A 12,993-nucleotide genomic window follows, 5' to 3' on the forward strand; every position below is an offset into this window, starting at 1 on the left:
GCGTCAATTGGGTCACCGATTGATTGCATTCTACGCCAATGGCCTTTTGTCTGAAGGTGAGCGCCGCAAATACGAAAACTGGCTGCAAGAACGTTGGAATGCACCGGATCAACCCGAAACTGAATGGATGACGCTCAACAAGGCACGCAAAGCGCTCGATGAAATGAGAGCAGGAGCAAGCCATGATGGCGCAATGCTGGGCGACATTGAGCAATTCTTGGCAGACCGCTTGGGAGTACAAGAGCCATGACTGAAAACTCTCCTGAATTCGACTACCTACAAAACAAGCACCGGCAGCTTCGCGAGCAGAACCCGTCAGAACTCAATCTGCGCACTCATCGGTCGATTAGCTGGCTGAATCGCGCAGCAGCACTGGTCGATGACGATCCGGATGGCGCGTTCATTTTCTCCTGGATTGCGTTCAATGCGGCTTATGCGAAGGACATGGGTGAGGACCCAGGCTCATTTGCTCGTACCGATTTCCAGAACTTCTTCGATGCATTGGTACGTTGCGATCCGAAGGATCGCATCGCGTATGAAATCTGGTATCAGTTTGAAGGAGTTGTGAAGGATCTGCTCGACAACAAATACATCTTCGGTCCGTTCTGGAAGTTCCACAACGGGGCCACAGAATTTGAAAACTGGGAACTTCGCTTCGAGAACGCCAAGAAGGCCGCCCAATATGCGATTGAAGGCCAGGAAACCGCAAAACTCCTGAGCATCTTGTTCGACCGGCTGTATGTCTTGCGCAATCAGCTTGTTCATGGTGGCGCAACCTGGAACAGCCAAGTCAATCGCAAACAGGTCCGAGATGGCGCTGGCTTGCTGCTCAGTCTGATGCCGGTGTTCGTCGACACAATGATGTCAAATCCATCGGAAGACTGGGGCGCCCCTTATTACCCAGTTGTTGAATAGCTTGTCTAAAGTTGGAGAAATTATCCTAGCGCTCTGAAGCTGACGGTTGCTAACTTTTTCGCGAATCCCATCGAGAGCGCATGGCGTTCCCGTTTGAGGATGTTCTCGGTTGATTTTCAGACATAAAAACCAGCTTCTCAATGGTTTCCGCCAGTATATTGAAGCCGAAAAAACACTATAATGCAGTAGGATAAGTGAATGAATCCTCTCGAGGATGTTCTCGATCGCATCGACGATATTGCCGAACAAGCCCCAAAGCTACTCGACTTTCCACCGGTCCCGGAAGATCGACTGAGGGCAATCTTATTGGGCCTAGCGATCGGCGACGCCCTCGGCAACACATCTGAGTCTCGCATCCCACGAAACCGGTTCCAGGAATTTGGCAAAATCACAGGCTATCTACCAAACCGTCACGCCAGTGGGCAGCGGGTCGGTCTCCCAAGCGATGACACACAGATGGCTTTCTGGCTTCTTGAGCTCCTTCTTGATGTAGGGCGTTTGGAGCCCAATATTCTTGCCGAGATTTTTGGAACCAGGACAATTTATGGCGTTGGCCAATCGGTTCGAAAGTTCCGCTTCAATCTCTCCAGCGGTCTCCCTTGGCAGGCAGCGGGCGTTGCCTCAGCTGGGAACGGGGCCATAATGCGAATAGCACCAATGCTAGCGCTACAACCACACATGGGAGGTGCAGACCTCGCGCGCGAAATTGCCACTTGTGCCGCCATTACACATAATGAACCCGGAGCCATCGCGAGCGCAGTAGCCTGGGTTCAATTGCTAGCTACTCTTGCCTCGGACCATCGACAATTTGACCCGCCTGACATCCTTGAAAGCTTTCTTCAGCTCCACGTACGCCTTGAAGGCGCAACCTGCTATCGCCCGCGCGGCGGCAAAATGCTCGGACAATTCGATGGCACTTTGACCGAGTTCTTAAATCTAACTGTGCCCGAAGGGCTGCGCAAAAACATGACAGCACTCGCCTTTGGCGATATCACCTACTCTGGTGCATTCCTCATGGAAACCTTGCCAGTCACCCTTTTCCTCATCAGCAGGAATCTTGAGGACCCTGATCGCGCTATCCTAGATGCCGTCAACCACACCCGGGACAACGATACCATTGCTTCCCTTGTAGCCAGCGCAATGGGCTCACTTCACGGCATCTCTGCGTTCCGTGACGAATGGAAGTCGAACCTTCTTGGGCGCACTGGACCGGACGACGACGGCCGCGTTCAAGCTCTTATCGAACAGGTCTGTCGTGAAGGGATCGGGACGGGTAACCACCAGTGCACTCAAAAGCTATGTCAGATAAATAGGTGGTAACTTACAATGCACGAGCGGCTCTTTGCGTGGATTGAGTTTCGCTTGGGTAGTGGAAAATACCAACCAGCGAGACGTGCCGTCGAAGGCTTCGCAAGGGCGATCTCATATTGATCTGCAGTGCAAGTTCGCGGCCTGGGTTAGGCTTCAGGAGAGCGGAGAGTAATATGCATCGGTCAGCAAACAAAAATTTGGATTCGGATAACAAGCGAGGCGAGACGCACAAATGTATGATCTGGAAAGATTTATTTTGGCCCAAGAGCGTGACTACGACACCGCTCTTGCGGAGCTCAAAGCAGGCCGGAAAAAGAGCCACTGGATTTGGTATGTCTTTCCGCAGCTCAAGAGCCTCGGATACAGTGAACGGGCAAAATTCTTTGGCATCTCAGACATTGAGGAGGCCCGGGAATACATGAACAACCGCACCTTGGGCCCTCGTTACCTCAAGTGCATTGCTACGGTCATGAATCATCAAGACCAGCGCATAGAGGACATCATGGGCGGTGACGTAGATGCGAAGAAGCTCAAGTCTTCACTAACCTTGATGCTCGCTGCGGGCGGAGGACCTGACGTGAAGAAAGCATTGGACGCGTTTTTCGATGGGAAAGTTTGCGATGCCACGATGCGCGAACCGGCAACTCCCAAATCGTGAAACGGTTCATGACCGCTCACAATGAAAACACCAAAGCAGGCTCGAGGCTGCGAATTGATTCCAAAGTTCTGAGAACACGCACATGAAGATTTCGCACATCATATACACACTCTTCGCATGCTTCGTCACAGCCACATCGAAGAGGGTTCGCTTTTGGTCCGGTAGATATGCGCGCGCATGGGAACTTGGAGTTTGGAATGCTGGCGATTGCGGGAGGTTCTGGCGTGGGGGGAGATTTCGCAACTCAAATGGATGATCATGTCCCCCATATGTCCCCCAGAAAGAAAAAATTTCCCAATTCCTAAACGGCGCAGGGGATTAACATACTGATACTTTATAGTTTTTCTGGCGGACCGAGGAGGATTCGAACCCCCGACCCCCTGATTCGTAGTCACATTTCATGATAAAACATAGCTTCTCATATTGCCAAAAAAACTATATAAAACCAATATGTAAGCCATTCAAAGTGAACATAGGCACTCATAGCACACCCCTCATATGCACGCGATTTAAGAGACTAAAAAGAGACTAAAATGAAACTTCGATTGACCGATCTCGCCGTACGGAAGCTTTCATTGCCAGATTCAGGGCAGATCACGCATTGGGATGAGACCACCCCCGGTTTCGGAGTTCGCTGCTCCCCCAAGAATAAGTCTTATGTCATCATGTATGGCGTGAAGAGGCGGCTCAAAACACTTGGGCGGCATCCCGTACTCAGCCTGTCTGAAGCTCGCAAACGGGCCAAACAATTTCAGGCCACACAGTCATCAGCGAATACCATCACCTTAGACTACGATTACAAATCCGTTCTAGACGCATATTTGGCTGACTGTAATCATCGACTACGCGACAGCACTTTTGAAGGGTATTTGCTGTATTTCCGAAAAATTACATTCGATGGCTCGATAAAGAACATCTCTAGAGGGGATGTGCTCAAAAAAATACAGGCCTATAGTTCGCGTGCTTCCAGCCAGAACCATGCATTCACAACGTTCAAGGTTTTCTTCAACTGGTGTGTGCGGCGGCAATATTTAGATGTTAATCCACTCGGCGCCCTAAAGCGTCCCCATAAGCCTTCAACGCGAGAACGTGTGCTTTCAGATGATGAACTGCATTGCGTACTCAGCTACACTGGCACACGATCTGATCGCTACAAAGATATCGTGACATTGCTTATATTAACCGGTCAGCGCCGCAGCGAAATAGCCGAACTACGATGGTCGGAAATTAACGGCAACGGTTTGATCCTATCTCCCACAAGGACCAAAAACGGTCGGGAGCATGTTGTACCGCTTGGCAAGCAAGCTCGTAACCTGCTTGAGAGTATCGAAGGTGGAAGCCACAAAGTGTTCGCACAACCTGGCTCCGACAAGGCTTTCAGTGGCTGGGGCAGAGCTCAGCGTCGCCTGTTACGGGAAACCGGTCTCGATCATTTCACCTTGCATGACCTTCGTCGCACATATTCTACAGTTCACGCGAAAATTGGCACTCCTATTCATGTCACCGAAAAACTTTTGAACCACGTGTCTGGAACGATCAGTGGAGTTGCAGCGGTTTACAACCGTCACTCCTATCTGGAAGAAATGAGACTCGCCGTGAAGGCGCATGATGAATATATTTCTGGTTTGCTCTTAAATTCTAATGTGCCGTAAAACTCTACGAGCTTGTGCTAATTGGCTGTTAATCAATTGGTCGTAGGTTCGATCCCTACCGCCGGAGCCAATTCCCTTATTATTCTCAATAAAATAAGGGGTTTGGGCTAAAGGCTGATTTTCTACGGGCCTACCTGCGGACCATCCTGAAAACGGTAGGTGCGTCCGGATCGGCCTCGCGATTTGGCGAGGCCGCCCGCCCATCGCCTCGGATCAGCGGCTTCGGCATCGCGCATCTTACGGGCTTCGTGGATGTCCTTACGAGACAACCCGGCTTCGGCGGCAGTAAAACCGTTACCATCTAAAACGGTTTTAGGGCGACCGCCCTTTTTCGCTTCCTCCGGCTCGGCTTGCGCTTGGCGTCCTCGACCGCAGCCAAGACAGATCGGCGCATCGCCGCGCGGGTCGGTTCTTCACCGCGATCCACCATGTCGTTGACCGCGCGATCCACGACGCCGGGGTCAGCGGCCTCGGCATCGCGTATCTGGCGGGCTTCGTGAATGTCCTTTGGCGCAAGTCCGACTTCCTGCGGTGTTGGAACCTTATTCCCGAGGGGAAAAAGGTCCGTGCGTTGACCCTGCCGGGCTACCTCCCCCCGCGCCTGCGCAGCGTCATATTCCTCCGCCAGCCGCATTTCGGCGCGGGCGCGGATCGAAAGCGCATGAGCCTGCGCGCGGTGAACTTCTGAAATTAGCGTGTCGTGCGCCTTTTTGGCCTTCGCCATTCGCCCCGCACTCTTTGCCGCGTCATAGGCAACGCGGGCAAGATCGCGGGCTTCCAATACTTCCGCGCTAGACCGCGCCCCATCAAGCGCCGCCGTCGCGCGGTCGATCAGGGCGGGAAGTGTCTCCGCTGGCGCGCTGTTCCGATTTTGGGCTGTTGGGCCGCCTAGCGGGCCTTATGCCCGCCAGCGGCCCGCACATCGCGCGACAGGCCAAAAGAGAACGAAAGTGGGTTTTTAAAATCCTGAAAAACGCGGATATGCCGGGCGGCGGCGACCCCGCTGAAAAGCCCTGAGAAACACGGTCCCTACAAAATTCAATCGCCGATCACACGCCGTTCTTTCGGAAATATCCATACTGATCTTGCCCCAAGTGCGGACAAGTCGTTAGCTTGAAGCCATCGCCAACCTGCGAACACCAACCCGTTGACCGCAAGATGTTTTCCTTGCAACCCCAAAGGATCGAATGCTTACGCCGGAACAGAAAGCCCGACAGGAAATCGACAAGCGCCTCAGCGCTGCCGGTTGGGTTTTGCAGAACCCGGATGAGTTCAACCGCAATGCCGCTTTGGGGGTAGCGGTCAGGGAATTTCATCTGACCACCGGACCCTGCGACTACCTTCTTTTCGTGAAAGGCAAGGCCGCCGGGGTGATCGAAGCAAAGAAAGCTGGCGTCACCCTCAGCGGCGTTGCCGACCAGTCCGACAAATACATGGGCGGCATCCCCGATCATCTGGCGAAATGGGATGAGCGTCTTCTATTCGACTACGAAAGCAACGGCGAAGAAACCTACTTCCGGAACCTCCGTGATCCCAAACCTCGCTCGCGCCGCGTGTTTGCCTTTCACCAGCCGGAAACGCTGCTTGAGTGGTTGGAGGCTACCGAAACGCTCCGAAGCGCACTCACGCAAATGCCCCCTCTGGACACAAAGGGCCTCCGCGACTGCCAGATCGAAGCAATTACGGGACTTGAACAGTCTCTGGCCGAGGACCGCCCCCGTTCGCTCATTCAGCTTGCGACTGGCGCAGGCAAGACCTTCACCGCCTGCTCGTTTTCTTACCGGCTCATCAAACACGCAGGCGCAAAGCGCGTCTTGTTCCTCGTGGACCGAAACAACCTCGGCGATCAAACCCTCAAGGAATTCCAGAACTACCAGCCACCGGGCGCGGCACATCGGTTCACCGACACCTACATCGTCCAACACCTGCACTCCCACCGCATAGACCCCGACGCGAAGGTGGTCATCACAACGATCCAGCGGCTCTACTCCATGCTGCGCGGTGAGGAATTGGAGCCAGAAGACGAAGAAGCCTCGGCGTTCGAGACTTGGCAGCTGGAAGACGGGGAAATCAGACCAATTGCCTACAACCCTAAAATCCCGATTGAGACATTCGATTTTGTGGTCACGGATGAATGTCACCGCTCCATCTATGGCCTATGGCGGCAGGTGTTGGAATATTTTGACGCGTCGATCATCGGACTGACTGCGACGCCATCCAAGCACACGCTCGGTTTCTTCAACCAGAACCTTGTCGCCGAATATCCCTATGAACGGTCCGTCGCAGACGGTGTGAACGTCGGCTATGAAATCTATTCGATCCGCACGAAGGTTACAGAAGACGGTGGCAAGGTTGAGGTGGAGGACAGCGCCTTCCAAGTGCCGGTGCGGGACAAGCGCACCCGCGCGGTGCGCTACCGCGAACTCGATGCCGATCTTGAATACACCGGAAAGGAGTTGGATCGCGCGGTTGTCGCCCCTAACCAGATCAGGACAATCCTGCAAACATACCGGGACCGGGTGTTCACCGAACTGTTCCCGGATCGCACCGGCGAATGGCTTCCGAAAACGCTGATCTTCGCCAAAGACGACAACCACGCCGAAGAAATCGTGCACATCGCCCGCGAGGTCTTCGGGGAAGGCAACGATTTCGCGAAGAAAATCACCTACCGCAATACGGGCGAAGACCCCAAGACGCTCATCAAGGAGTTCCGGATCAGCAAGTTCCCTCGGATCGCCGTAACGGTCGACATGATCGCCACCGGGACGGATATCAAACCGGTCGAAGTGCTGATCTTCATGCGGGACGTAAAGTCTGAAGGCTACTACGAGCAGATGAAGGGCCGTGGCGTTCGCACGATCCCTGACGCCGATCTTGCCCAAGTCACCCCGGACGCGCAGACAAAAACCCGCTTCGTGCTGATCGACGCCGTGGGCGTGACGGAAACGAAGAAGAACGCGAGCCAACCGCTGGAACGCAATAAGTCGATCAGCTTCGATGCGCTGATCGACCAGATCGCCCAAGGACGCCGGGATGAAGACGCACTGTCATCGCTCGCGGCACGCCTTGCGGCGCTGGATCGCAAACTGGATGAGGAAGATCGCCAACGGATCACCGAGGCGACGGGAGGCAAAAGCCCCAGAGACCTCGCCAACGCCCTGCTGGACGCCATCGACCCCGACAAGCAGGCCGAAGTCATCCAGACCAAACACGGGCCTGACGCGACACCTGAGCAAGCCCAGAGTGTCATCGAAGACCTGACCGATGAGGCCTGTGCGCCGCTCGACGCCGCTCCGGTGCGCAACCTGCTGAAAGATATCAAGCGCAAGAATGAAATGGTGATCGACGAAGTGACGACCGACGAAGTGCGCACCGCCGGGTTTGACCTCAAGCACGCCGAGGAACGGATCACCTCGTTCAAGACCTTCATGGAAGACAACAAGGACGAAATCACCGCGCTGCAAATCCTCTACAACCAGCCCGCCGGGAAGCGGCGACTGACCTATGCACAGATCAAGGAACTGGTGCAGCGCATGACGGACCCGCCGCATCACCTGACCACGGCCGATGTATGGCAGGCCTACAAGCGGCTTGATGCGGCCAAGGTGAAGGGTGCGCCGGTAGACAAGCAACTGACCGAGGTGGTCAGCCTTGTTCGCTTTGCGCTTGGGTATGACGAAGAACTCGTGCCCTTTGGCGACCGCGTCGAACAGCGCTTCAATCTTTGGATCGGACGTGAAAAGAAGACAGGGCGGGAATATACGGCAGAACAGATGAAATGGCTGCGAACAATTGCGGCTTTCGTCGCCGCCAACGCGGAAATCACACCGCGCGACTTCATGGAGGTGCCAAGTCTTTCCGATAAGGGCGGCATTCTCAAGGCGCGCGAATTATTCGGAAGTGGGTTAAACGATATGCTTGACGACTTGCAGGGGGCATTGGTGGCGTAATGACGAGGCTGCCAGATAATTGGCTCAGCGTGCCGATTGCAGACGTGGTGGACATAAACCCCGGCGTCGATAAGAGCCAATTCAAAGACAATGAAGAAATCCCTTTCTTTCCGATGCCAGCCATAGAGGCCGAGACTGGTCGGATTGATACAAGCGAGCGACGTCCATTCGGGAAAGTAAAATCGGGTTTTACTGCCTTCTCATCTGGCGATGTGCTGTTTGCTAAGATCACGCCTTGCATGGAAAATGGTAAAATGGCTATCGTTCCGCCGCTACCCCGTGGTGTCGGTTTCGGAACGACAGAGTTTCATGTTCTTCGACCCACCGGTGCGGTCAATGCAGAATATCTCTACTACTTCGTTTCCTCAGCTTCGCTTAGGCATGAGGCACAGCACCATATGACGGGCGCAGTCGGGCAAAAGCGCGTTCCGAAACGATACATTGAAACGAAACCTGTTCCGTTGCCTCCGCTTAACGAGCAGCGCCAGATCGTTGAAAAAATTGAGACGCTGTTCGCCCGTCTGGACAAGGGCGAGGAAGCGGTGCGGGAGGTGCAGACGCTCCTGAAGCGCTATCGCCAATCCGTCCTCAAGGCTGCCGTTACCGGGCAGCTTACAGATGCAGATCGGTCAGAATGGGAACTCCTCGAACTCGGCGAGTTGCTCGAAGATATTCGCTATGGAACAGCCAAAAAATGCATACCGGAACCACACGGCACCGCAGTTCTGCGAATTCCAAATGTGGTCGCCGGAAACATTGACCTTTCTGATCTGAAATACACCGAACTAAACGAAAAAGAAGTTGAGAAACTTGCACTGCAACTTGGTGATGTGCTGATCGTGCGATCAAACGGTAGCGCCAACTTGGTAGCCCGAGGCGCTGTTGTAGGCGAAGAAGCGGCCGGTTTGGCATATGCGGGCTATTTGATCCGTTTGCGATTGAACCAACAGCGTATTTTGCCAGAATTCTTGCATCTGGCTCTACACTCACCTCAAACACGGGAAATTATTGAACGCCAAGCCCGCTCGACGAGCGGCGTCCACAATATCAATAGTGCCGAAGTGAAATCATTAGCAATTGAACTCCCACCAGTCGACCATCAGCGCAAGATTGTCGAGGTTACCGAAGAAGCCTTTTCCAAAACCAAGAATTTGACCAAGTGGTGCGAAACGGAACTCAAGCGTTCCGCGTCCTTGCGCCAATCCATCCTGAAAGACGCTTTTGCCGGTCGTCTCGTCCCGCAAGACCCCGCTGACGAGCCTGCCTCGGCTCTGCTTGAACGCATCAAAGCCGAGCAATCCACCGCACCCAAGAAGACAGGAAGAAAGGCTACCGCATGAGTGACCTTAAGCTATTCCATCAAACCGGCGCGACGCTCAGCGAACTGGGCAGTTCGTCGGCCCTGCTTGAAAAGTCACTCCAAACCCTTTTCGAAAAGAACCTCGACACCCTGCTCGGCGTGCGTTTCCTTGCCTCGGAATATGTCACCTCGAATGGCGGGCGTATGGACACGCTTGGTATCGACGAAAACGGCTATCCCGTCATCATCGAATACAAGCGCGACCGCTCGGAAAATGTCATCAACCAAGGGCTATTCTACCTCGACTGGCTGATGGACCATCGGGGCGATTTCGAAATCCTTGTGCGCGACGCGATGGGAAAAGAGGCCGCACAGAATATCGAATGGGGTGCCCCGCGCCTGATCTGCATCGCATCAGATTTCAACAAGTATGACATCCACGCGGTTAAGCAGATGAGCCGCAACATCGAACTGATCCGCTATCGCCGGTTCGGGGAAGAACTGCTAATGCTGGACCTTCTGACCGCCGTTTCAACGACGCCTGCGGCTGTCGGGCATGTCACCGGCGGCGGCAAGCCCATCAAATACAAAACGAACACCGAAAACCTCGCCGATGCGAGCGAGGACTTGGCGAACCTTTATTCGGACGTCGAAACCTACCTGCTCGGCTTGGGCGATGACGTAACCAAGAAGACGACAAGTTACTACTTTGCCTTCAAGCGCATCAAGAATTTCACATGCGTCGAGGTAAAGACCGGCCTCAACGCACTGCGGCTGTTCCTCAAGATCAACCCGGACAGCATCGAACTGGAAGACGGTTTCACTCGTGACGTGCGCAAGATCGGCCACTTTGGCACGGGCGATCTGGAAGTGACAGTCTCCAACCATGATGATTTCGAGCGGGCAAAGACGCTCATCCTCCAATCCTACGAGGCCTCCTGATGACGAATGAGCAGCTTGTTTCCAAGGTCTGGAACTACGCCCACGTCCTCCGGGATCAGGGCATTTCCTACGGCGACTACATTGAGCAGATCACCTATCTACTGTTCCTCAAGATGGACCAGGAGCGGGTCGAATTGCTCGGCGAACCATCCACCATCCCGGACGAATGGCGCTGGGATAAGCTGGCCGCCAAGAGTGGCGATGATCTTGAACTCCACTACAGGCACAGTCTTGAGGCCTTGGCGCGCGAAAGTGGCCTGATCGGAACGATCTTCCGCAAAGCACAGAACAAACTTTCTGACCCCGCCAAGCTGACGCGCGTCGTCAGCTTGATCGACAATGAAGGGCCTTGGATCGGCATCGGCGTTGATGTGAAGGGCCAGATTTACGAAGGCCTGCTTGAAAAGAACGCCTCCGAGGTGCGTTCCGGCGCGGGGCAATACTTCACCCCGCGCCCCGTGATCGACGCCGTGGTCGAGTGCCTTGACCCCAAGATAGGCGATACGGTCTGCGACCCGGCCTGTGGCACGGGCGGTTTTCTTCTATCCGCCTATGACCACATGAAAGGACAGACGCAGGACCGGGAACGCCTCAGCCAATTGCGCCACAAGTCATTTGTCGGGGTGGATATTGTCGACGAGGTCGTGCGGCTCTGCGCGATGAACCTCTATCTGCATGGCGTCGGCGACGGCGGAAGCCCGGTGCACCAAGGCGACGCACTGGCGGGCGATGACGGTAAACGCTTTGACGTGGTCCTGACCAACCCGCCCTTCGGTAAAAAGTCGAGTTACAAGGTGGTTGGCGAGGACGGTCAAGTTTCGACCGAACGCGAAAACTACGAGCGTGAAGACTTCAAATTCACCACATCAAACAAACAGATCAACTTCCTACAGCAAATCATGACGATCCTCGACACGAATGGACGCGCCGGGGTCGTCCTGCCGGACAACGTGCTGTTTGAAGCCGGGCGCGCTGGCGAAGGCATCCGGAAACGCCTTCTCGAAGACTTCAACTTTCACACCCTTCTGCGACTACCGACCGGCATCTGGTATAGCGCCGGGGTGAAGGCGAACGTGCTTTTCTTCGACAAAAAGCCCGCGTCCCGCGATCCTCAGACAAGGAAACTCTGGGTCTATGACTACCGAACCAACGTCCACAAGACGTTGAAGACAAAGCAGCTGGCCCGCGCAGACTTGGACGACTTCGTGGAGTGCTACAAACAGCGAAAGGAAACCGAACGCTTCCGGTGTTTCAGCTATGATGAACTGATTGCGCGCGACAAGCTTAACCTCGATATCTTCTGGCTGAAGGATGACAGCCTAGAAGACATTGACAGCCTGCCCACGCCCGATGTGATCGCCGTAGAAATCGTCGAAAACTTGGAGGCGGCGCTAGAGGAATTTCGCAAGGTCAGCGAGGAGTTGACCGAAACCGAAATCAGCTACGGCTAGCGGTCGGATGGTGGTTCCGAGTTCTCTACTTCGGTGATTTTTGTCCACGTGACAATGGCATTTCCGTTATCGTCGCTTTGTGGAGCCACACTCAGTTGCATCCCCTCCGAAACACGTTGCGGATTGTTGTCAATTGCCGTCTGACGAGCAAATTCAATCTCGCCTTCTGTAAGTTGCCTTCTTGTCATATCTATCCTTCCTCAATCATCATGAGCCATACGGACAACGAGCCTCCGTATTGGAATAGCATTTTTTGGCATAATTTTCCTAGGTTTTTATTCCCGAGCGCGGGGTGCTGGGTTGCGGGGAGTGAAGGGCCAAAAGAAATCAAAACCGCATTTTTGAAAAGTTGAAAAACGCGGATATGCCGGGGTGCCGCGACCCGCAGGAGGCGGCTGCCGTGGCACGGTCCCTAATAGGGGGGGGTGCTGCGCGCCCGCGTGAAAGCGGGCGCTGCACTGTTCCAATTTGGTCCACTCAAGGCCTTGCAGGGCGGACTGCACCATGCGGGCAGTCTCCTCGTCGCATCCGCGCCCCAGCGCCCACTGGGCGTGCTTCAGCTTGCCGCTCAGTTCCGACAAGGTAAGTGCGCAGATGCCGGTCTGCCGGTCAAATTCGCGCCACTTGGCATCGCCCTGCGCTTCTTGCAGGGCGTCATCGGTCAGCATGGGAGCGCTCCTTTCCGGGGCAGATTTTCCAAGTCGCGGGCTAGGGATGCGACGATCCGGCGTGCAGCCTTGGCGTTGCGGCCCATGAGCGCGATCTGCACCATTTCCGCCTTGGCCTTTGCGTCCATCCATGTCGCAGAGGTCAG

At 54.7% G+C, this 12,993-nt stretch carries 10 protein-coding genes and 1 pseudogene; 9 read left to right on the plus strand and 2 right to left on the minus strand.

Annotated features, from left to right (window positions below):
* The 5 genes and pseudogenes from LC354_RS22655 to LC354_RS22675 form a co-directional block, all read left to right on the plus strand.
* Positions 1–250 (plus strand): annotated as a pseudogene (locus LC354_RS22655) (hypothetical protein); the annotation flags it as partial.
* Entirely contained in the window at positions 247–915 is a 669-nt protein-coding gene (locus LC354_RS22660) for a HEPN domain-containing protein (RefSeq protein WP_223428135.1), read from the plus strand. The pseudogene LC354_RS22655 and the gene LC354_RS22660, both read left to right, overlap by 4 nt.
* A gap of 198 nt (positions 916–1,113) precedes the next feature.
* Complete coding sequence (locus LC354_RS22665) at positions 1,114–2,235, plus strand: ADP-ribosylglycohydrolase family protein (RefSeq protein ID WP_223428138.1); 1,122 nt, start codon at positions 1,114–1,116, stop codon at positions 2,233–2,235.
* Positions 2,236–2,458: 223 nt separating this feature from the next.
* A complete protein-coding gene (locus LC354_RS22670; protein ID WP_223428139.1) occupies positions 2,459–2,884 on the plus strand; it encodes a DUF1810 domain-containing protein in 426 nt (141 codons plus the stop codon).
* A gap of 533 nt (positions 2,885–3,417) precedes the next feature.
* Positions 3,418–4,536, plus strand: a complete 1,119-nt coding sequence (locus tag LC354_RS22675) for a site-specific integrase (protein WP_223428141.1) — start codon at positions 3,418–3,420, stop codon at positions 4,534–4,536.
* A 301-nt stretch (positions 4,537–4,837) separates the two neighbouring features.
* Here LC354_RS22675 and LC354_RS22680 read toward each other — a convergent pair whose 3' ends face one another.
* Positions 4,838–5,260: a hypothetical protein gene (locus LC354_RS22680; protein ID WP_223428143.1), complete on the minus strand. Its 423-nt coding sequence runs from the start codon at positions 5,258–5,260 to the stop codon at positions 4,838–4,840.
* A 463-nt stretch (positions 5,261–5,723) separates the two neighbouring features.
* On the opposite strand from LC354_RS22680, the gene LC354_RS22685 reads away from it, so the two are divergent.
* Genes LC354_RS22685 through LC354_RS22700 form a run of 4 tightly spaced genes read left to right on the plus strand, consistent with a single transcriptional unit; the run spans position 5,724 to position 12,179 of the window.
* A complete protein-coding gene (locus LC354_RS22685; protein ID WP_223428145.1) occupies positions 5,724–8,486 on the plus strand; it encodes a type I restriction endonuclease subunit R in 2,763 nt (920 codons plus the stop codon).
* Positions 8,486–9,826: a restriction endonuclease subunit S gene (locus LC354_RS22690; protein WP_223428147.1), complete on the plus strand. Its 1,341-nt coding sequence runs from the start codon at positions 8,486–8,488 to the stop codon at positions 9,824–9,826. Before LC354_RS22685 ends, LC354_RS22690 begins: the two co-directional genes overlap by 1 nt.
* A complete protein-coding gene (locus tag LC354_RS22695; protein WP_223428152.1) occupies positions 9,823–10,728 on the plus strand; it encodes a DUF5655 domain-containing protein in 906 nt (301 codons plus the stop codon). The genes LC354_RS22690 and LC354_RS22695 overlap by 4 nt, the downstream gene beginning before the upstream one ends.
* Positions 10,728–12,179 (plus strand): type I restriction-modification system subunit M, encoded by a 1,452-nt coding sequence (locus LC354_RS22700; protein ID WP_223428153.1) that lies wholly within the window; start codon positions 10,728–10,730, stop codon positions 12,177–12,179. The genes LC354_RS22695 and LC354_RS22700 overlap by 1 nt, the downstream gene beginning before the upstream one ends.
* A 275-nt stretch (positions 12,180–12,454) precedes the next feature.
* Here the strand turns inward: LC354_RS22700 and LC354_RS22705 are convergent, their stop codons facing one another.
* Entirely contained in the window at positions 12,455–12,847 is a 393-nt protein-coding gene (locus LC354_RS22705) for a hypothetical protein (RefSeq protein WP_223428154.1), read from the minus strand.
* Positions 12,848–12,993: the final 146 nt, after the last annotated feature.

Origin of the sequence: Tateyamaria pelophila (assembly GCF_019966495.1) — a bacterium.
Taxonomy (GTDB): domain Bacteria; phylum Pseudomonadota; class Alphaproteobacteria; order Rhodobacterales; family Rhodobacteraceae; genus Tateyamaria; species Tateyamaria pelophila.